General features: G+C 56.8%; 16 protein-coding genes and 1 tRNA gene. 8 read left to right on the top strand and 9 right to left on the bottom strand.

What is annotated here, in order from left to right; genetic code table 11:
• The first annotated feature begins 8 nt into the window (after positions 1–8).
• The 5 genes from Pla52o_RS19115 (at position 9) to Pla52o_RS19095 (ending at position 5,945) form a co-directional block, all read left to right on the top strand.
• Complete coding sequence (locus tag Pla52o_RS19115; RefSeq protein ID WP_146596227.1) at positions 9–896, top strand: hypothetical protein; 888 nt, start codon at positions 9–11, stop codon at positions 894–896.
• 68 nt (positions 897–964) lie between these two features.
• Positions 965–2,071 carry a FemAB family XrtA/PEP-CTERM system-associated protein gene (locus Pla52o_RS19110; protein WP_146596226.1) on the top strand — a complete coding sequence of 369 codons (1,107 nt, stop codon included), beginning with the start codon at positions 965–967 and terminating at the stop codon, positions 2,069–2,071.
• Between the two features lie 396 nt (positions 2,072–2,467).
• Positions 2,468–2,968 carry a hypothetical protein gene (locus tag Pla52o_RS19105; protein ID WP_197169363.1) on the top strand — a complete coding sequence of 167 codons (501 nt, stop codon included), beginning with the start codon at positions 2,468–2,470 and terminating at the stop codon, positions 2,966–2,968.
• Between the two features lie 131 nt (positions 2,969–3,099).
• Complete coding sequence (locus Pla52o_RS19100) at positions 3,100–3,621, top strand: transporter suffix domain-containing protein (protein ID WP_146596224.1); 522 nt, start codon at positions 3,100–3,102, stop codon at positions 3,619–3,621.
• A gap of 62 nt (positions 3,622–3,683) precedes the next feature.
• Positions 3,684–5,945, top strand: a complete 2,262-nt coding sequence (locus Pla52o_RS19095) for a mechanosensitive ion channel family protein (protein WP_146596223.1) — start codon at positions 3,684–3,686, stop codon at positions 5,943–5,945.
• A 593-nt stretch (positions 5,946–6,538) separates the two neighbouring features.
• On the opposite strand, the gene Pla52o_RS19090 is transcribed toward Pla52o_RS19095, so the two are convergent.
• From Pla52o_RS19090 to tatA, 4 genes are all read right to left on the bottom strand, one after another.
• Positions 6,539–7,204, bottom strand: coding sequence for a trimeric intracellular cation channel family protein (locus Pla52o_RS19090; protein WP_146596222.1), 666 nt, complete (start codon positions 7,202–7,204; stop codon positions 6,539–6,541).
• 225 nt (positions 7,205–7,429) lie between these two features.
• Positions 7,430–7,503 (bottom strand) — tRNA-Val (locus tag Pla52o_RS19085).
• Between the two features lie 294 nt (positions 7,504–7,797).
• Complete coding sequence (locus tag Pla52o_RS19080; protein ID WP_146596221.1) at positions 7,798–8,067, bottom strand: Sec-independent protein translocase subunit TatA/TatB; 270 nt, start codon at positions 8,065–8,067, stop codon at positions 7,798–7,800.
• Positions 8,068–8,069: 2 nt separating this feature from the next.
• Complete coding sequence (gene tatA, locus Pla52o_RS19075) at positions 8,070–8,291, bottom strand: twin-arginine translocase TatA/TatE family subunit (protein WP_146596341.1); 222 nt, start codon at positions 8,289–8,291, stop codon at positions 8,070–8,072.
• A 281-nt stretch (positions 8,292–8,572) separates the two neighbouring features.
• Here tatA and Pla52o_RS19070 point away from each other — a divergent pair, with 281 nt between their 5' ends.
• A complete protein-coding gene (locus Pla52o_RS19070) occupies positions 8,573–9,547 on the top strand; it encodes an AEC family transporter (protein WP_146596220.1) in 975 nt (324 codons plus the stop codon).
• Between the two features lie 872 nt (positions 9,548–10,419).
• On the opposite strand, the gene Pla52o_RS19065 is transcribed toward Pla52o_RS19070, so the two are convergent.
• The gene (locus Pla52o_RS19065) at positions 10,420–11,172 is read right to left on the bottom strand and encodes a gamma-glutamyl-gamma-aminobutyrate hydrolase family protein (RefSeq protein ID WP_146596219.1); all 753 of its coding nucleotides are present in this window, start codon (positions 11,170–11,172) and stop codon (positions 10,420–10,422) included.
• Positions 11,162–11,338 (bottom strand): hypothetical protein, encoded by a 177-nt coding sequence (locus Pla52o_RS27060; RefSeq protein WP_197169362.1) that lies wholly within the window; start codon positions 11,336–11,338, stop codon positions 11,162–11,164. The genes Pla52o_RS19065 and Pla52o_RS27060 overlap by 11 nt, the downstream gene beginning before the upstream one ends.
• 310 nt (positions 11,339–11,648) lie before the next feature.
• On the opposite strand from Pla52o_RS27060, the gene Pla52o_RS19060 reads away from it, so the two are divergent.
• Both Pla52o_RS19060 and Pla52o_RS19055 read left to right on the top strand, forming a co-directional pair.
• Positions 11,649–12,755, top strand: coding sequence for a 3-oxoacyl-ACP synthase III (locus Pla52o_RS19060; RefSeq protein ID WP_146596218.1), 1,107 nt, complete (start codon positions 11,649–11,651; stop codon positions 12,753–12,755).
• 153 nt (positions 12,756–12,908) lie between these two features.
• On the top strand, positions 12,909–14,639 hold the full coding sequence (locus Pla52o_RS19055) for an L-lactate permease (protein ID WP_146596217.1): 1,731 nt from the start codon (positions 12,909–12,911) through the stop codon (positions 14,637–14,639).
• A gap of 221 nt (positions 14,640–14,860) precedes the next feature.
• Here Pla52o_RS19055 and Pla52o_RS19050 read toward each other — a convergent pair whose 3' ends face one another.
• The 3 genes from Pla52o_RS19050 to Pla52o_RS19040 form a co-directional block, all read right to left on the bottom strand.
• Positions 14,861–15,214, bottom strand: a complete 354-nt coding sequence (locus Pla52o_RS19050) for a hypothetical protein (RefSeq protein ID WP_146596216.1) — start codon at positions 15,212–15,214, stop codon at positions 14,861–14,863.
• A 75-nt stretch (positions 15,215–15,289) separates the two neighbouring features.
• Complete coding sequence (locus Pla52o_RS19045) at positions 15,290–18,628, bottom strand: AsmA-like C-terminal region-containing protein (protein WP_146596215.1); 3,339 nt, start codon at positions 18,626–18,628, stop codon at positions 15,290–15,292.
• A 104-nt stretch (positions 18,629–18,732) separates the two neighbouring features.
• Positions 18,733–20,334: a hypothetical protein gene (locus Pla52o_RS19040; RefSeq protein WP_146596214.1), complete on the bottom strand. Its 1,602-nt coding sequence runs from the start codon at positions 20,332–20,334 to the stop codon at positions 18,733–18,735.
• Between the last annotated feature and the right edge of the window lie 18 nt (positions 20,335–20,352).

Genomic DNA, 20,352 nt, shown 5'->3' with positions numbered 1-20,352 from the left:
TTAAATAAATGAATATTAACGTTAAGACGTTTCTAGCTTCTTCCGTACTCGCGTTTTTTGTTGCCGCTACCTCCCACGCCGCTTCAGTGTTTCCAACAGTTATTGACTCTGGTCCCTATGACAGTGTCGAGAACGGGTTACGGTTCTCAGTATCTGGTTTTTACTCAGATCAAACGGATGTTGTCCCCCCGTTTGGTCCAAACGGTGTGGATATCAGTCAATCCGACGAACTTCTGCTGTTTTACAAGTTGAGTAGTAATGATGGCGGCGCAGGAGAAAATCAGCTCGGTTTAGTTCTTTCTGCGGATGTAGACTTTGGTGATGCTTCATTAGTTCGAAGTGCTGTTGGTGGCACCAACGGTTCGATTGCTGAGTTGTTTGCAGGGCAACTCGCTGGTTTTACACAGCAGGCAAGTGCCGCCGTAGCATTAGTCTCGGGTAACTTTGCTGCGGTTGGTCCACTTTCAAATTATGGCGCGTTTCAATCAGCGTTTGCTACTGCGAAGGTTGAGGCACTTCTTGATTTCGGGACTTCTTCAATTAGCGGCACCTTTAATTTGAATAGCGTAGACTTGTTTGCAGGGCTTAATGTGCTTGAATCTTCAAGTGATTGGACCCCCACAAGTTTTATTCCCGTTAACCTGCCTCAACTGGGGCCTGGTCCCGGAAGTTATGATTTCGGTTTGACGGCAGCCAATTTCACATCACCAGCAACTGGTCTTTCATTCGCTGGTGGCATCGTAGGACAGGATAATATTGCGGCTGGTGGTAGCTCTTCTTCACTTGGTGCGGTCAACCCAATTCCTGAGCCCGCTTCGATGCTGACTTTGCTTGGCTGCGTGACTGGCGCTTGTGCGATGGGACGTCGTCGTCGTAAAGCTTTGAAGGCTGCTTAGGTTTTGAATATGAGGTTTGCGTCCTGATTTCGAGGACGCGCCAATTAAACTGCTAGAGGCAGGTTCTCATGTCGAGAACCTGCCTCTTTTTTTGTTTCTGGACTCGTGGGGTGCTCGGGCTTGTGGCTGATTTGTGTGTGGAGGTTCATGACCTTGCTGATGTCGATGTGGATTGTCTCGGCGTCGCAGGCGCTAGCGACGCTCGGTGGCCGCGTTTGGCCGCCCATCACCGCCAGTGGTGGACCGCGATCGCCAAAGGACTGAAGCACCCTGGGTTCTTGATCACTGTACGTGATGCCGAGCAGATCGTCGGGCTGCTACCACTGATGCTGGTCAAAGGCCCGATCTTTGGCCGCTTTCTAGTCTCATTGCCCTACATCAACACTGGCGGCGTGTGGGCCAGTGATCCGTTGGCCGCCGAGCGGTTGGTCACCCGCGCCTGCGAGTTGGCCGACGAGCTCGATGTTCGTTACCTCGAGCTGCGACATGAGGTGCCAATATCGCATCCGCAGTTGAACTTTGAAAACGCCAGCAAGGTGCATATGCGATTGGCGTTGCCCGTGACCGATGAGCAGCTTGACGCATCGTTCAAGTCCAAGCTGCGCAGCCAAGTCCGCAAGGCGGGCCAATCGAATCATACGGTCGTGTTCGGTGGCACCGAGCTACTCGACGACTTCTACGACGTCTTTGCCGTTAACATGCGCGACCTGGGGACCCCCGTCTTTTCGCGGCGATTGTTTGCCGAGGTGCTTGGTGCCTTTCCCGGCCAAACCGAGTTGTGCGTCGTGAGTGGCCAGGGCGGTCCGCGGGCCGCCGCCTTGTTGGTCCATACCGACGCGGGCACCGAGGTGCCCAGTGCGAGTTGTCTGCGGTCGGCCAATCCGACCGGCGCCAATATGTGGATGTACCGCCATTTGCTCCGCCGCGCGATTGAGCGTGGCAGCGAGACGTTTGACTTTGGACGCAGTAGCGTCGGCAGCGGCACCTACAAATTCAAAGCGCAATGGGGCGCCGTGCCCCATCCCGCGACCTGGCAGTATTACGTGCGCAAAGGCTCGGTTGAAGCGATGCGTCCGGACGCCGCCGGCAACCAGCGTTTGATCCGCGTCTGGCAGAAGTTGCCCGTCTGGTTCACCCGTCTAATTGGACCCTCGATCGTCCGAGGGATACCGTGAGAGTGTGAGAGTGGGATACCGTGAGAGTGGCAGAGGAATCTAAGCGGCTGTCGCGGAAACGCAAAAATGCTGCCGGCGAAGGCTGCAAGCCGCCCCTCAAAATTGGACGAACGCACCGCTCGAAATGCAACGTCTCCGCATCGACGATTAGCCCTCCGCGATGCATTCGCCAGAGACACACATCCTGCGTTTTGACACTTTCCGACCAACGCTGCATTGGTCCTGAGGGCACACGTTGACCCCTTGAGCACAGGTGGAAGCATCATGCGAGTGCGTTAAGAAATGGATTTCTTTGCTGCCAGCCTTCTGAGTCAGGGGGTGCGATTCGCATGCAATCAAATGCGGTGCAGTTGCCTCCCACGACAGGAAACGGCTCCGTCGCTTGTGGGTTGCCCTGTGGGTAGCACTGCGCACGCTGCGGTAGAGGTCGGCCGCGTTCTAAACGCATCCCGCATCAGGGGGCATGTGAATTGCGTCGTCACACCGTTCGTCAGCGGAGGACTTCCCGCGGCGGGCGAACCCGACGTCAAAGAGAAACGGTTAAAGGGATATCAAGCCGGAGACACGTCGTTCAAAGCAGGTTTGGATGGCTACAACCAAATCGATCTGCTCACCGGCACGGGCCCCGTCGCCCGCGCAGAGATCCTCTACTTTGACGCTGGCGGCAACCTCAATGCACTTCGATACAAAGATTGGAAACTTCGTTTCACTATCCAGGATGGCGATATCACTACGGCTCACCGTAAACAGCCGAGCTGGCCAAAAAGCGTCAATCTAAGACAGATCCGTACGAGCGTGTTATCGGCGAGCGCCAAATGTACCTGCGCTGGATGGCTGACAAAATGTGGAGCATGGATCTATCGGAAACGATCGTTCGCAATCACTTCGAGTCGCTGAAGGGATTCTCAGCGACGAGGGGCTCAAGCTTGAGCGTTGATGAAGTGTTGCAGCAAATGCAAACGCAAAATGCACGACAATAGCGGAGAGCAGTGATAACCTTTGGCACGATTTATTCTTTGGTTGAACTCATGAGTCATGAACCGTCGCAAATCCGTTGGCGAGCCAAGGTCGGTTTTGTGATGTTTGTTCTTAGCATCGGATGGCCTGTGTTGATTCCCGTTTTACCGCTGTTAGGAGTGACGACCACCGCGACCGCAGCCATCAGTGGCGTGATGCTGGTGGCTGCGGAAATCATATTGGTCGCTGCCGCAGCCATCGCAGGCAAGGAGGGGTTCGCCATTATCAAAACGACAGTGTTCGGCTTTCTGCATTCACGCGGCCCAGCAAACGAAGTGGGGCCGACTCGGTACAGGATTGGTTTGGTGATGTTCGCGGCGCCGCTTGCGGTCGGCTGGGCGTCGCCCTACATCGGACATTATTTTGCGGTCTCGGAGACGGACTTCGGGGTGGGCGGGCTGGCCGCTGCGATCGTGCTGGATGTTTTGTTATTGGTGAGTCTGTTTGTTCTTGGCGGCGGTTTTTGGGACAAGTTGCGATCGCTGTTGCGGCACGATGCGTATGCCGTCATCCCTGACAAACGCTTAGGTTGAGAGCACCTTGGGCGGGATCCCTGCGATGGAGGGAAGTCATTCGAAGTTGCGGAGAACCATTGATGTCGATTGTGATCCAGTGTACTCGGGCCGTTGCTGCGTTTGTGTTGATAGGGATCGCCGTAATGCCGTCGCCGGCAAGCTCGCAAACGTTAGCCGCTCGGCATCCGTTGCAACCTTCGGATACTTCCAGTCCCGCAGCGACGCTCAATGGTTTGATTGACGCATGCAACGAGCTGTACGACTTGATCAGCGACCCGTCGTTTTCAGTGGAGCGTGCGAACGAGCTTCTGCCTACGACTCAGCGAATGCTCGATTGCCTTGACTTGAGCGAGTTGCCCGCCGACCTGAGGAGCACGGCGGGCATCGATTCGGCACTGTTCCTAAAGGAGGTGCTCGATCGTATCGAGTTGCCGCCGGAGAATGAGGTCCCCGGGGGCATCGGATTGGAATTAGATCAAGACGAACCGCTACTGCGTTGGCAGATTCCTCACACGCGGATCGCGATCGCTCGAATGGAATTGGGACCGAATCGAAACGCCTATCTGTTTACGCCGGGCACAGTGCGGCGGGCTGCTCAAGACTATCGCATGGTCAAGGAGTTACCGTATCGCAGCGGTGGACGTGCGGTATCCAAAGGGCTTCACGATGCTTACGTCACAATGACTAAGCAGACGCCCATGCGATCGGGCGATACATCGAGCCCACGCGGCACGTTGAACTTGTTCTTGAATTCCTGTAACGAACTTCACCAAGCGATCCGGCGAGAGCAGCATTTCGACCGCAGTAATCCTGACCTCGATCGACTTGGGGCGAAGATCATTTCGTGTCTCGATACGAGTCAATTGCCCGATTACGCTCGCGACTACTTCGATGCCGAAGCCGCCGTTTGTCTGAAGGAAGTCTTGGACCGGGTGCCGTTACCGCCCGCCGAAGCAATTCCCGGTATTGAATCGGTCGACACCCCCGATGGAGCGGACTCGCTGGTGCGTTGGCAGGTCCCCGGCACTCAAATCGTTTTAACAAAAATCGACGAAGGACCGCGTCGGGGCGAATTCCTGTTTTCAGCGGAGACGGTGGACCGGGCCCCCGAGTTCTTCGAGAAGCTGGCCTCGCTACCCTATCGGCGAATCCCACCGGCCGTCTCCGCAGGTCTTTATCACTGGTGGCTTTCGAGCCCTGGAAATCCCACCGTCGCGGCGATCGTCGACACGTTGCCGACTTGGTTTCAACAGCGACTTTTGGGCATGGCGATTTGGCAGTGGGTAAGTGTGCTGCCCGCGATTCCGCTGAGCTTGATGCTGATGTTCTTTGCATTTCGCGTGGCCAGAACTCACGGCGAGCGTGTTCGCCATCGCAGTCTGGTCGGTTATTGGTTGAGTTTGACTTTTCCGTTGCTGGCGTTACTCGTTCCGGTCGCGTTCAAGTACGTGGCGTGGGAATATTTGACGGTCCGTGGAACGGCAATTTACATCGTGAACTTTTCCGCCGACGTTGTTTTCCTGCTGGCGGTGCTGGTTTTGATTGTCCGCAGCAGCAGTCGCATTGCCGAGACGATCATTGCCTTGCCGCACATTGCGCCCCAAGGCTTGGACGCCAATTTGATCCGTCTGATTTGCCGGGTGCTCGGCATCGCAGCGGCGGTGATTGTGTTTCTCGAAGGGGGGCGCCATCTCGGATTCCCCATTACCACGTTGATTGCCAGTGCGGGGATCGGAGGCTTGGCAATCGCATTGTCCGCCCAAGGTCTGATCAAAGGTCTGTTCGGCACCGTCAGCATCCTGCTTGACAAACCGTACTGCGTCGGCGAGCGGATTGTGGTCAAGGGGCACGAAGGAGTCGTCGAAGAGATTGGTCTACGCAGCACCAAAATTCGCACGCTGTCGGGACCGCTGATTTCAATCCCTAACGACCAGATGTCCGACGCGGAGATTGAGAACATTGCCAAACGAGAGTTCATTCGCCGCTCGAGCGAACTGCACATTCCAATCGACACCTCTCTAAACAAGGTGAAGCTCGCGATCGAGTGCATCCGTGCGCTGCTAGAAAACCACGACGAATTGGATCCGAGATACGCAACCCGAGTCTACTTCAGCGACATCACGCCGAGTGCATTTGCGATCCGAATCGTGTATTGGTACGCGGCGGCCGATTACTGGGAATTCATGGCGTTCAATGAAAAAATCAATCTCGCCATTTGCGACGCATTCGACAAGCATGGCATCCAATTTTCGCTGCCGCTACGGCACACCTACTGGAAGACCGACGACCATCAGGGGCCGCTCGAGGTCGTGCTTGAGACGAGCGGGGAACCCGTCGATTAAACGCTGCTGGGAACGTCGGTCACGGGTGCAGGCGGAAACGTGGCGTCTTTTCGGTCACAAGCCTCTTCGTGCATTTTGAAAAATGACGTGGGCTTCAAACCGTAGCTGCGTTCGCGTTGAACGCGGTCCACCGTCTGGCGACGGTAGCTACATGAAGGTCCACCGTCTGGTGACGGTAGCTACATGAAGGTCCACCGTCTGGCGACGGTAGCTACATGAAAGTCCACCGTCTGGTGACGGTAGCTACATGAAGGTCCACCGTCTGGCGACGGTAGCTACATGAAGGTCCACCGTCTGGCGACGGTAGCTACATGAAGGTCCACTGTCTGGTGACGGTAGCTACATGAAGGTCCACCGTCTGGCGACGGTAGCTACATGAAAGTCCACCGTCTGGCGACGGTAGCTACATGAAAGTCCACCGTCTGGTGACGGTAGCTACATGAAAGTCCACCGTCTGGCGACGGTAGCTACATGAAAGTCCACCGTCTGGCGACGGTAGCTACATGAAAGTCCACCGTCTGGTGACGGTAGCTACATGAAGGTCCACCGTCTGGCGACGGTAGCTACATGAAAGTTAACAAATGCTTATGCCGTCATGGTTTGGGATGATTGGGGTTATTTCCAAATGCCAGGAATTGTCCGGGCGGCCCCATGCGGATATCGAACAGAATGGCCGAGGCACGCAGTGCGAACGCAGCGGTGCATGCCACCATCTCGGAGGGAACGAGAGTAAAACCAAAGTGTCGAAGACTCGCGTAGCTCAACGAGCCCAGCAGCGCAGCGGTAGCGTAGGGTTGGCCGCACAAAATCATCGGTTGCGTGTTGCTCAGCACGTCGCGCAGAACGCCGCCTCCCGTCGCGGTGACCATGCCCATGAACACCGCGACGACAAACGGCGATCCAAATTGGAGTGAGATGTGACAGCCAACCACGCTGAATGCCGCGAGCCCTAGGGTGTCGGACCAAGCCATTCCCCTGCGCCGCGTGAGGTCGCTGGTAATCAAGAAGAAGGTGGCGAGCGATGCGACCACACATAAGATCAGCTCGGTCGGATCCTGAGTCCACCACACGGTGCGTCCCAGCAACAGGTCCCGGATCGTACCGCCACCGATCCCGGTAATCGTCCCGATCAACACGAACCCCAGCACGTCCATTTTGTATCGCGCGGCCGTCAATGCTCCGCTGATCGCAAACACGGCATCTCCGAAATACATGATTGCCAGGATGCTGGGGCTGAGCGGCTCAATCGGAATCGTCATGGTGCGGCTATCGTACTGCTGGGGGCAGGCCGCGGCAACCTAACGAAAGACTTGGGTGCTGGACTTGATCGAGATCGTCGCAACGCGACGCCAGTCGTAGACGTGGCGTGCTTTCCCCTGCCTACGGAGTTTTCGGTAATGAGTACCGAAAAACTCCATTGAACGTGGGGTGCACGGCAACTTGCCGGATAGTCTGGATTGGCTAACAACCAGAACTAAAGAGAGTGGGCGATACCGGATTCGAACCAGTGACCTATGCCGTGTGAAAGCATCGCTCTAACCAACTGAGCCAATCGCCCTAAATTTTTCTGTCGTCATCGCGTTGCACTGACGACATGACACAAAGCGTAACCGGCTTCGCAAATCGAATCCAGTGGTTAGCCTGCTGATCTTTTACTCTTTCATCGCGACCGATTCGGGTGGAATCGACAGCGGGCCAAACCGACGCAACCTAAGGCATTGCCGAAGGCCAAACAGGCTCGTAGCGAATCAATCGCTGCGAGCCGAACGTGGAGGTTTTTGTGGCGCTACCCAATTTCACCTGGCAAACTCGTTCGCCTGGCAAACTCGGGCTCGCCTGACCCACTCGGGCCTTACGCCGGGGGTTTGAACTTCGGAGCCGCTGGCTCGGCGGGCTCATCCTCGGGTTCGTCCAGCTTGTTGGCGGCGGGGGTGTCCAATGTCAACGCGCGTTTCGCTTCGTATTCCGCCTCGCGAAATTGTTGTTGAACATCGTTGAGAGTGCGACGCACATCGCGGTAGCTGCTGCCAAATTTGCGGGCAACCTCAGGAAGATTGCCACCAAACAACACGACTGCGATGACGCCGATCACCATCAACTCAAATGGTGATAGTCCAAACATGGCTACGCCTTTTCGCTTGGCGATTTGGTTTCTTCCTCTTCCTCATCCACCGTTTCTGCCATGCCACGTTTGAATTCGTTCGCACTGCGTCCGAGGTTTCGCATCAGGCTTGGCAGCTTGGCGCCACCGAATAGGACCAGTGCAATCACGAGCACGATCATCAGTTCGGGGAGTCCGGGGAAACCGAAAGCCAAAACCGCACTTTCCATAAACATCGACATCATTAACATTTTCTTACTCCGCTACCGAGGCTCTTGAAGGAGAATCCTGACGCAAACTTCGGCGAAAGCGGGTAGGTCGATCGACAACAAGTATCGAACACCTCCAGAACCGATGGTCGGGGATGGATGGGGGCGAGCCACTTCGCTCGCGTTGTCACCATTGTATTGTCCGGCCCTCGAGAGTCAAAGTCCTGTGGTCCAAAAATCTGATTGACGGTCTACTGGGGTTCGGATTTTGACGCCTTTCCTCGATCACGATGCCCCGCGGGGTAGATGCCAGCCCCATGTTTTCTGATTTATGGCCGATTATTTCCAGTGTTTTGGGCGTTTTTCTTGTCATCGGTATCGGCGCGACCTGCCGGCAAACCGGTTGGTTGACGCGGGAAGCGGACCAGTCGCTCGCCAATTTGACCGCCAAAGTGCTGCTGCCGGCGCTGTTCGCGAACCGGATTTTGGCCAGCGATCAGCTCAGTGAGTTCTCTGCGGCATGGTTTCCACCGGCGTTTGGCTTCGCGAGCACCGCCGTCGGATTCTTGCTGGCGTTTGGAATCGCTCGCTCGCTCGGGCATTGGATCGGGCTGGATAGCGATTCGAAGCAACGCACGTTTGCACTTTGCGTCGGGATCTGTAACTACGGCTACATCCCGCTGCCCTTGGCACAGCGGTTTTATCCCGAAGCCGAAGTCGATTTGATTCTGCATAACGTTGGCGTCGATATGGCGCTGTGGAGCGTGGGGATCGCCATTATCGCGGGGGCAACCGGCAGCGGTTGGCGACGCTCGGTATTGAGTGCCCCGGTGGTGACGGTGGTGGTCACCGGTTTGATGCGTCGCTTTGGGCTCGAAACGTTGGTTCCCCATTCGTGCCTCAGTGCGATCGAGATGCTGGGCGAATGTGCGATCCCGATGGGGTTGCTGCTCAGTGGCGCAATCATCGTCGACTATTTGCGGGAAACGAGCTGGTCGGGTTCAGGCCGGGTGGTTTGTTGGGCGATCGGAATTCGTCAATTCGTGCTGCCGCTAATGATGCTGGCGGTGGCCTCGCTGATCGCGACCTTCACGAGCTTAATGCCGCTCGACATGAAACAGGTCGTGATGCTCGAAGCGGCGATGCCCGCAGCGGTGTTTCCAATCGTGTTGGTGCGGCTCTACGGGCGTGACACCTCCACGGCATTGCGAGTGGTGTTGTCGACCTCGATCGCAGGCTTGCTGCTCGTTCCCCTGTGGTTGGGGATCGGCAAATGGTGGTTCGGCGTCTAAGCAGCGTTTGGCTGTATCAGCCGCCACCAGCTAGCGTCCGGTTCGCATCCGTTAACCGGGGGCTATTGCCAAATGTCATCTACTTTGGAGTCACAAGATCCGTGGCAAGCAATCCAGCGGCTTCTCTGCGGGCGGGGACCAGAGGTGTGGGGCCGAGGATCTCTGGCCTGCACTTCGCTCGCAAGCTCGCTACGTTGGGCCAGGGCTAGGTAAACGGCTGGACCTTCGGCCCGTCGGAACTTGCGTAAAAACAACACCCTCATGGGGCCAATGTAGATGGCACTGGACTATCGCCAAATGATTCTTGTCTACCTGCTTAACGGTCCCAGGTTCATAACGGCCCCAGGTTCATAGCGGTCTCCGGTTCATAGCGGGTCTTGGCATCGGCGCAAAAAAGAAGCCGGGCGTGCTTCAACTCGATGCACGCCCGGCCTCAATTGTTAGTCAACCCTGACTCTTTGATCTGAGCTCAATCTTCTGCCATCACGATCGTTGCTTCCAAGCTTGATCCGCCGTCCATCCTGGTCGACGATTGCCATCGTTGCTCCTTGCGTCTCAACCCCAAGACCTCTTGTCCTGTCAACGCGAATCCGTGCGTCGGTTGAAGTTTCCGGTGCGGCAATGTTTTGGTTTCCAATCTCCCTCTGATCCTCCGTCCTTGTGTCTTCTCGCTATTTCCATTTCACCAAGCCGCAAAACAAGAATCCGTTCGTTCTGCGGCGTAGATGGAAGTAACAAAACACCCTGTCGTCTGAGCCACGAATCCCTGTGGTTCAACTCGGGCAGGTGTTGTTCGTTTGTGTCCCGATGGAGGTGAATGTGCCCCCTCGCTTTTGTGATCGAGGGCAAACGCGTCACATCGGGAGGTCGCATTAAGCAACGAGTCGCAGATCTTCTTGATTCGCACGCTCGCGAACGCCGTCGATAAACTCTTCGAAAATGCGGATATCCAGCGCCGAAGCGGCTCCACATTCAGGATGGAATTGGGTGCCGATCGCGAACCAGTCCATCATTTCGCTTTCAATCGCTTCGATCACCCCATCGGGGCAACGTGCGGTGACGCGGAATCCAGGAGCGACTTCGTCAATCGCCATATGGTGCCGGCTGCTGACGCGAATTTCGCCATCGCCATAAACGCGACCGACCAAGGAGTCGCTTTCGACGTTCAAGGTGTGGCGATGGTTGGGATCGTGAGCGTCGTGGTGAGGCACTGCGTTGGGCAGGTCCTCTTTGATGTTCAAGAACAAGTTTCCGCCCTGGTGGACGTTCAACAGTTGCATGCCAGTGCCGATTCCCAAGACAGGAACGCGACGCTCGGCCAATTCTGCGATGATTAAACGGTCGCTGGTTTCGCGAACGGGATCCAACGGACGAACCGAAGGATGCAACATGAAGCCATCATTTCGAGGGTCCAAGTCGGCTCCGCCGATCATGATGAATCCGTGGAGGTTTTCGATTGCGGTTCGAATTGAACTCGCATCGTCCATCGGTGGCAGAATGACAGGAATCCCTCCCGCTGCGATCACCGATTGAAAGTATCCTGCTGCGATGTAACTGTAGGCGGGTACGTTACGAGCGGCAGCACGAAAGTCGGCGTTCATGCCGATTAAAGGCTTACACGTCATCCGAAAGTTCCTCTTCGAAGATCGCGAGTGATGTAAAATGCGTTGCAAAAATCGTTTCGCAACTTGGGACAGCGGTAAACAATTCAGAGAAGATGAAAAGACAAGGATTTTTTGCGATGTCAGTGAGTGCCATCTTGGCGTCCAACCCATCGTGACTTTCGGACATGTCGAGTGAAACAAGTTCCGGTGACGATCCTTGTTTTGTGGCGACAACCCCGTCGTTCATTTACCGCTGTGTGCGACACACAACGTGTCACTCCTGTGCGGCGAAAATTTAGGGTTCCAATCGGCTAGGTCAAAGCCTTTTCTCTAGCTAGAGCGAATTGGTGGCCGCTAGCACTACATGCGGTGCTAGCAAAGGTCGCGATTGCTAGCAACGAGCGGGTTCCCGCCCGAATGGGTGATCCTATTCAGCCGTCAGTTTGTCCGGTATAAATGCACCAACACCAATGCAGCCAACGACTTAGGACTTGAGCGTGAGATTCAGCAACGTTTGCCTCGATGCGATCGGTACGGAGATTCCCGAAGAAATTTGGACCAGCGACGCCATTGAGCAGCGTCTGGCACCCCTTTATGAACGTTTAAAACTGCCCGAAGGCCGCTTGGCCTTGATGAGTGGGATCAACGAGCGACGTGTTTGGGCCGCCGGGACGATGCCGAGCGAGCCGAGTGTGCGCAGTGCCCGCCGAGCGATTGAAGCCTCCGGGATCGCGCCAGAGCGAATCGGTTGTTTGATCCATGCGAGTGTTTGTCGCGACTTTCTAGAGCCGGCCACCGCGTCGCGGGTTCACCATGAATTGGGGCTTCCCTCTCGTTGTTGGGTTTACGACGTTTCGAATGCCTGTTTGGGAGTGATGAACGGAGCGGTTCAGATCGCGATGATGATCGAAGCCGGCATGATCGAGGCCGGCGTGGTGGTGGGGACCGAGAACAGCCGACCGTTGTTGGAGCAGACGATCGCCCAGCTCAATGCTGACGTCGCGCTCACGCGCCAGAGTGTCAAACCGGCCTTCGCTTCGCTGACCATTGGTTCGGGCAGTTGTGCGTGGTTGTTGGCACATCGCGATGTGGTGGGATCGGGCATGTCAACGGATACCGATTCACGCACGTTCTTGGATACGGCGATCGCCGAAGCGCGGACTGAGTTCCACGATTTGTGTCGCAGTGACCAAGATTCGGCCGGTGCGGGGATGACGCCGCTGATGGATACCGATTCGGAACGTTTGATGGCCGAAGGGATTGCCACCGGCGCGATCGCGTTTGATCGCTTGTTAGCGGAGTCGACTTGGACGCGGGATCAAATCACACGCAGCGTTTGCCATCAAGTCGGTTCACGTCACCGCGTGGCGATGTTGGAAGCGATGGGGCTTGCACCCCAGCGCGACAGCGTGACGTTTCCGTTTCTAGGGAACACCGGCTCGGTGGCGTTGCCGTTGACCTTAGCCGCAGCGGCCAAGCAAGGCGAGTTGGTCCGCGGTGATCAAGTCGCGATGTTGGGGATCGGATCGGGCATCAATAGTGTGATGATTGCGGCGAAGTGGGGCGAAACGAAAGTCAGCGGCAACATCGACGCCATCGCGTAGTTTAAATTGGGGCGGCACTGCGGAACCCGCGGCACCGCAGATACCGCGCCGCGGTGCCCAGGGTGCCCAAGGCCCGGGGAGCCCGCGGATCGAGGTCCGCTGCGTCCCCCGCTCATGGTCCCCCGCTTATTTCGACTGATTGGATAAAGCGTTTTGAATGATGAAGTGCTGGCGTCGTTGTCGTTGCTTCCGATCGTTACGGTGGCGGTGTTTTTAGTCATGTTGCGTTGGCCCGCCAGCCGTGCGATGCCGCTGGCGTATTTGGTTGCGAGCGGCTTGGCGTTGTTTGTATGGCAGGTCGATGCAACCCAAGTTGCCGCCGCGTCGGTCAAGGGATTGATCGTTGCCGCGGAGCTGTTGTACATCATCTTCGGGGCCATTTTACTGCTCAACACGCTTCGCAAGAGCGGGGCGCTGCGAACGATTCGTAAGACGTTCCAAGACATCTCGCCGGATCGTCGCGTGCAAGTGATCATTATCGCTTGGTTGTTTGGCTCGTTTATCGAAGGCGCCGCAGGCTTCGGAACTCCCGCTGCGGTGACGGTACCGTTATTGGTCGGTCTCGGGTTTCCGGCAATGGCGGCGGTGGTCGCGGGAGTCGTGATTCAAAGTACTCCCGTTTCGTTCGGCGCCGTTGGCACGCCGATTTTGATTGGCGTCGGCACCGGGTTGGCCGGTGAAGGGACGATCGATGGCTTTGCGCAAAGTCACGACTTTGTGGACGGCGCATCATTGTTGTCCTTGATTGGCTTACGCGTCGCCGTGTTGCATGCGATTGCGGGAGCTTTGATTCCGCTGTGGATGGTGGGGTTGATGACTCGATTCTTTGGCGAGAATCGCTCGTTCAAAGAGGGGCTGGCGATTTGGCCGTTTGCCTTGTTTGCGGCCTTTGCGATGACGATTCCGTATGTCGTAGTGGCATGGTTGTTGGGGCCTGAATTTCCCTCGTTGATTGGAGGTTTATGTGGGTTGGCGATTGTCGTGCCCGCGGCCAAGGCTGGTTTTTTGATGCCCCCGCCCGAGGCGATTTGGGAGTTTCCTGAGAAAACGAAATGGGACAGCGATTGGTCGGGGCGAGATTCAACCGAGCAAGATTTAACGCAGCAGGCGTCGTTGCAGCAGCCAGGCGAACGCGTTGCCAAGCCGATCGGGCTGATCAACGCATGGTCTCCTTACGTGATCGTGGCGGTGTTGTTGGTCGTCACGCGGTTGGATTCGTTGCCGGGGTTGGACGTTTCGCCCGTCGCATGGGTGAAGTCGTTTAGCGTGCCGGTGATGAACATTTTTGGCACCCGCATTTCGGAAGTCATTCGGCCGCTGTATTTGCCGGGGACCGTGTTTGTGATCGCATCGATGATCTCCGTTTTCACTCAGCGTATCGATGCCGCATCGTGTTCGCGTGCTTGGGGCGAATCGTTTCGCACGGTTCTTCGAGCGTCGGTTGCGTTGGTGTTTACGGTGCCGATGGTGCAAGTCTTTATCAACAGCGCCAACGGAGACGCGGGCTACGCGTCGATGCCGATCGCGTTGGCCGAAGGGGTCAAGAACACCGTCGGAGAGGCTTGGCCGGTGTTTGCCACGTTCATTGGAGGCTTTGGTGCGGCGATTGCCGGCAGCAATACGATTAGCAACATGATGTTTTCGTCGTTTCAATTCAATGTCGGCGAGATGCTCGCGGTGGATCCGGTTTGGATCGTGGTGTTGCAAGCGGTTGGAGGTGCGGCGGGCAATACGATTTGTGTCCACAATGTGGTTGCCGCGTCGGCCGTGGTTGGATTGGTCGGCAAAGAAGGGACCATCATCCGTAAAACGCTGTTGGTGTTTACGTATTATGCACTGCTGTTGGGAGTGATCGGTTACGCGATCGTTTACTGGGGCCGGTGAGGCAGCGTGCCATGAGTTCGCAGCCCGTTGAGTCCGCAGCCCGTTGAGTTCGCAGCCAGCTACGGCAACTGCGGTCCACCTATCAACCTCGCGGGACCGGAACCAACGGGAGCCGATTAGGAGTAAGAGTCGAGTGGTGCTTCGTGCTTCGTTTCACCTCGAAATTGGGGTGAAAGCGGCGAGCACCAAACGCCAGCTTCGGCACCGCACTCGCCGCTTGCTCAGGCGTTGAAATCAAGATGCGGTGGTGGCTCTTGGGGAGTCGAGGGCGCCTGTAGGTCGTGGTCGTGGGAGTCGTGTTCGGCGTTGGTTGTTTCCTCCGGTGGCGGTTCGGGGGGCGTGTGTTCTTTGGATTGTTCGAAGCTATCGTACATTTGCCGACCATCACCGCCGCGGTCGTGCGTCGATTCGCTGGAGTCGATCGCGCTGGTTGCGGCCGTTTTACCGCCGGGATTTTCCGTGGTCGCGTGTCGTTGCGTGGCTTCGGCGTTCTGTGCATCGGCTTCGCCTCCGCGCGCGGCCGCGCGAGCGGTTCCGGCGATCGATGACGCCGCAGAGGTTGGGTTGACGTGCATGCTCGCTGACCTCGTTTGCGTCGGAGGATGGAATTGCATCGGGGGGAGAACGGTTTGCCAAGGAAGACCGCTAGTTTAGCGGAACCAGTTTCCCGCGCCACGCGCAGGTTGCTGCGCCGCTTTTTCGTCGTGCAAGTCGGAGGGATCGGTGTCGGGGGCGGCGTTGTTCATCGTGGGGATCAAACGTTCCAGGGTTTCGCCGACCCCTTCGAAGGCTCGTCGCTGGATGGTCGGCGCGTGGAGCGGGCCTTTCACGTCGATCGTCCAAAGCGTGTACCGTTCCCCTCGTAGCGGACGGATGATTTGCGTGAACGCGTTCTGGGGACTGACGCGTGAATTGAAGGACAGGTCAAGTTCGTGCCGTCCATCGAGCGAGCCTCCCCCATCCAACGCAACCCAATCGCCCCACATTTTCAGTTCATTGAAATTGATCGTATCGCCGAACACGCTGAATTGGACGGTGCCGTCGGTAAAGGCCACATCTTCGGTCGGTTTGATGCGAAGTTGGTTGAGCACTTGGACGATCATCGGCAGTTGGTAGATGTTCGCTTTGGTGACTTTGGCGGTACCGGATCCCTTCAGGAATTCTAAGGTCCCCAGACTGCCTTCGAGTGCAGCGTCGCCAGAAAACAAGCCGCGCATCTCGTTGTCCACATAACCGAAGTCAGCCAGGATCGTCGGTACTTGAGCGTCACGCACCGCCAAATCGACGTCGAAACCGCCGGAGGACAATTGCAAATCGCCGCGCAATTCAATCACCCCGTCAAAAATTCGGCCTTGGATGGAGCGTGGAGCCGATCCGTTGCGAGGATCTTGTTGGGTGGCGAGCAAGGATGAGCGGGCGAAGTCGCTTCGCACCCCGAGTTTCAAGTCATCCTCGACGACCGTGAACGGGCCTTGGATCGAGGTGATTTGCAGATCATTGATGTGCATCGAATCGATGTGCACGTCGCCTGAAGCGCGAATCCCTTGGTCATCGCGACTGCCGATGACGGAGATCTCGCCACGCAGCGAATGGACGGGACCGACGTCGCCGATGCGGTTCCCCTCAAGCTGCAAGGCGACGTCCCAGTGGATGATCGGTTCGAGGTGATCCGCATCGGGGAGCGTGATTTTCGTTTGGCCGCGAACGCTGACCGGACCTCGCAATTGCAACCGCCGCATCGCTTCACGCATTTCGTTGGGCAACGCGCTGATCAATTCCGCATCAGGATTCAACCGACTGCCGCCTTTCAAGTTCAGCGTCAAATCCCAGCGTCCGCTCGGTCCTTGAACACAGAATCCGTCCGCAGCCAATCGTGACGCAGCGTGTTGTCCGTTGAGCGAGTCGATGTAGACCTTTGAGCCATCGTAGCGAACCGTGCCACTGCTGATATCAATCCGGTACGGCAACGACATGGGACGTAAACTAAGCGAGCGGTTACTGATCTGGTTGGCGTAGAGTTGTCGCGCCGTCAAATCAATCTGCAGCGGGTCGGAACGCTCGTGCTGGATCACCGTCACATCGGCTTCATCCAAGACGCCACCGGGGGCGACCGAATCCCAAATGTGCTGAGCCGATTCCGGCAGCGAGGTTCGCAGCGCATTGTCCATCGGGATGTTCGTGGTTTGGAACGTCAATGCGAGTTGAGGGGGCACCTCAATGCCGCTGCCGGAATCCGAGATGCGAAACAATTTGGGATCGGGCGACGGTTTGGGGATACGGTACGTTCCTTCGCAGCGAACGACGCCTGAATTCGCACTGAGGCCTCGGAAATTGGTCAGCTGGACAACATCCTCGTTGATTTCGATACGACCATCGACATTGTACAGCGGGTAGGCAAATTTCTCGTAGCGTAAGTGGCCGTCGATGATCCGCAGATCGAGTTGGCGGGTCGTGCGTCCGCTGGCGTCGGTGCCAAACATTGCACTGGCCAGATGCAGCGAACCGCGAGGCCGCAAAGAACGGACGAACGATTCCAGTTTCGACTGAGGCGCACCGCGGTGCGAGAGTGCCTTGATGAGAGTGCTGTCGATGGCAACCGGCCCATCCGCAGCGATCACGAAGGTTTTCTCGTTGGTGATTCCTGGACGGATCGGAAGGCGAAATGCGCATTGCATCCGGCGGCTATCCAGACGTCCGGTCAGTGACTCACTCGATGCGATGCCACCGCGGATGTCGACTCGTCCGACCAGTTGGCGTACTGGGTAAGGAAACTTCTCGTAGCTGATATCCACGCCTTTGCAGGTCACCTCCGCGCTGGCGTCCCAGGTACCTGAGCGGCATGTTAGGTCGGCTTTGACATCGATGCGACCGTGCGGTTGCAAGTGATCCCAACCTTTGCGTGCCGCGGTTGGCAGGATCGCGGATATTTGATCATCCAATAGCAGCCCAGTGGTGGCAATCTTTAGATCCGCGTCGAGCGGCCATTGCGTGCCGCGAAACTCACCACTCGCACGAACCACCGCTTCGCCCAATGACGCCTGCGACGCTTCGATGCGTACCGCCTGAGGATCCGCAACGATCACGCCACGCAGGTTGGTGATCGGTTTGGGTAAGGTTGCATGAGTGAATTGTCCCTCATGGATGGTCGAGCGAACGCGGTAGTTCCAACTGCGACCGACTGTTTGGTAGAGCGAGCAAGAGAAATCACCGATGCACTCCAAGCCACGCGCGTCGAGCAGCGGTTGTTGCAGGGCATGGGGGATTCGATCAAACAGATCGCGATTGATTTTCGCGCCACGGACCGAGCAACGAATGTCGTTGGCGTCGTTGATGCTTTGCCACTGGAACTGAAATGCGTTGGCAAAGTCTCCCGTCCCTTTCGCGGTGATGGTGCGGTCGATGCCACCATCCATGCGATCGGTGTTGGTCAGCGAAAATTCGGCGATCTCTGCGCGAATGGGACGTCTGCTGGCCAACGGATCAAACAAATTGATCTTGGCTTGCAAGACATCGATGCGTGGCGTCAATGGGCCCAGTTTGGGGAGTGGCAGTAATTGACTTAGGGACGGGGTACCGTCCTCAGCGAGCGTCACGTTGGCATGAAAGCCTGAGATCGCGATCCGATTCGTCGTTAGCGGCAGTTCCTTGTCGAGCAACTTCTCGGGGTGAATGTTGGCGACCACGACGAGTTGTTCAATGCGAACCATCTCACGCAGCGGGCGGGCGACCGCTGTGGGATTCGAAATCACAATGTTTTCAAAGATGATCCCCACCGTGCTCTCGAAACGCCCCCGACCAATCGAGACGTCCAACCCGACGTAGTGGTCTTGTAGCTTTTTCAGCAAGTGACGACGCGCTTGCTCACCGAGCGTGTCGGGCGCCAGCAAGGGGATCGTCGTCAGAAAGGCAACCGTGATCAGCGCAGCCCAAAACCAACGCGAGAGTGAACTCGACGTTTTGGGGTTCGTTTCAGAAGGGGAGCCAGCCAATCGCGAACGCCTGTGCGGTACCAGGGGTGTCGATTATCCCTCGATCGAGTCGCTCAAAACGCTGTCGATTGCGAGGGAAAACAGCCGCGATACTAGTCCTAGGCTTAGTTGCCGAGCCAGCCCAAAAACGACCAGAACTGGTAGATCCACGGGGATTGCCAAGGCGTGTTGAGTGCGGTCGAGACGGAAAAGACGCTCAACGCTATCATGGCGTGGAAGATCCCACGTCCCCTGGCAGTTTCGGCAAGCTGGTCAAGGGTGGGTGCTAGCAAAACGAGCCACAGCGGAGTGAACCACACCACCCAGCGGAAGCAGCAGCTAACGCCCCCATAATTGCGGTCAATCATGGGCCGCGCTAAGTAGAACAGCAAACAGGTGACACTGGCGATCAACACCGCCAAGGTAAATCGTCGGAAATCATGCGGTCCCCTCGACAGACCTTGGACGAGTCCCCATGGTAGCAAAAGGAAGATAGGGGTAATGGAGAAGATGCCGTGATGGCCGACCGTCATATTTAAGAAATAGACGAGTCGCGAGGGTTCGCCACGATCGACGCCGCGCCGACGCCCTTCTTGCCAATAGCTATTAGGGTATTCGTACCAGTCGTCCCAGAAATGCAGTGCCCAGAGACCGGCGGTGGTTTGGGTTAACGAAAAGAGTTGGTCGTCGTCGCTGCGAACGCTCCACCGCCCCGCTTCATCCGATGGCTTGACCACGATCGTTTGCGTGGGTTGGATCAACGTCCGTTCGACCAGGGCACGCTGGATTTGTTCGTGGGGAAGTGCATCAAGCGACGCATCGATTTCGGTAATCAAATCCCCATTGCCTCGATGGGCATAGGGGGGACGCAGGCTGCCGTGGGCCACCACATTGGTTCCAAAGAAGCCGATGGCAATCACGACGATCCCGGCCAGGAAAGGGATCAGTGCGCGGAGGTCGATCCAAACGAATAAGACGAACCAGAGCACCAACATTGACAAGGCGGGCAGTTCATTTGCTGCGGTGAAGGCAGCGGCGAGTCCGGCTAAAAAATACCAACCATAGGGCACCACGGTGGAGCTGCCCGTGATCGCGTCATCCAATTTCTCACAGGCCGATAGGTAGATCCACAAGGTCAGCGCCGTAAAGGCGGCGGCCACCAAGTGATTGTTCAGCGTCATCGAAAACGGCAACAACATCGTTCCAAACACGATCGCCAGGGCCAGCGATTGTCGAGCCCAGGCATTGCCGCAAACGCGTTCGATCGTCCCGATTGTACAAACATAGAATAACGCCAACAGCGGCAGGTTCACTAACATCAACACGATGCGCGTGGCATAAATCGGGTGCTCGGACATCGATAAATGGAGCACGCTATGGACGACGAAGTAAACTCCGGCGACAAGCGTGGGGAATAGCGGTGGTTTGCTGCTGTAGTAATGAAGTTTGCCATCGCTGCCTCGATGACGCACCTTGTCGATCGTGTTCCAAGGGGTGCGATTTTTAAGGCCTTTGATGGCGATTTGACGATCGATTTCGTAAGTCCCATCCTCGACCAGAGCTGCCACGGTGCACCAGCGACTGCGATCGTTTGCGCTGAGAAAGGCGGTATCCCCTTCACGGCTGGTCACGGTGGCGATGCGGCCCGCGGCGATTGACAATCCAATCAGGATCAATAGCAGGTAGGCGGTACGACGTTTCTTTCGTTCTTGCGTGTCTTTATGCATCACAGTCGTCGGAGGGCG

The organism is Novipirellula galeiformis (assembly GCF_007860095.1).
GTDB lineage: Bacteria > Planctomycetota > Planctomycetia > Pirellulales > Pirellulaceae > Novipirellula > Novipirellula galeiformis.
The sequence above is the reverse complement of the archived record's forward strand: the minus strand, read 5'-3'. Positions and strand labels throughout refer to the sequence as shown.

Bases quoted from the DNA above. Each gene is read 5' to 3' on its own strand.
- Pla52o_RS19115 (WP_146596227.1), top strand. From the start codon at position 9: ATGAATATTAACGTTAAGACGTTTCTAGCTTCTTCCGTACTCGCGTTT.
- Pla52o_RS19110 (WP_146596226.1), top strand. From the start codon at position 965: ATGTCGAGAACCTGCCTCTTTTTTTGTTTCTGGACTCGTGGGGTGCTC.
- Pla52o_RS19100 (WP_146596224.1), top strand. From the start codon at position 3,100: ATGAGTCATGAACCGTCGCAAATCCGTTGGCGAGCCAAGGTCGGTTTT.
- Pla52o_RS19095 (WP_146596223.1), top strand. From the start codon at position 3,684: ATGTCGATTGTGATCCAGTGTACTCGGGCCGTTGCTGCGTTTGTGTTG.
- Pla52o_RS19090 (WP_146596222.1), bottom strand. From the start codon at position 7,204: ATGACGATTCCGATTGAGCCGCTCAGCCCCAGCATCCTGGCAATCATG.
- Pla52o_RS19080 (WP_146596221.1), bottom strand. From the start codon at position 8,067: ATGTTTGGACTATCACCATTTGAGTTGATGGTGATCGGCGTCATCGCA.
- tatA (WP_146596341.1), bottom strand. From the start codon at position 8,291: ATGATGTCGATGTTTATGGAAAGTGCGGTTTTGGCTTTCGGTTTCCCC.
- Pla52o_RS19070 (WP_146596220.1), top strand. From the start codon at position 8,573: ATGTTTTCTGATTTATGGCCGATTATTTCCAGTGTTTTGGGCGTTTTT.
- Pla52o_RS19065 (WP_146596219.1), bottom strand. From the start codon at position 11,172: ATGACGTGTAAGCCTTTAATCGGCATGAACGCCGACTTTCGTGCTGCC.
- Pla52o_RS27060 (WP_197169362.1), bottom strand. From the start codon at position 11,338: ATGTCCGAAAGTCACGATGGGTTGGACGCCAAGATGGCACTCACTGAC.
- Pla52o_RS19050 (WP_146596216.1), bottom strand. From the start codon at position 15,214: ATGCACGTCAACCCAACCTCTGCGGCGTCATCGATCGCCGGAACCGCT.
- Pla52o_RS19040 (WP_146596214.1), bottom strand. From the start codon at position 20,334: ATGCATAAAGACACGCAAGAACGAAAGAAACGTCGTACCGCCTACCTG.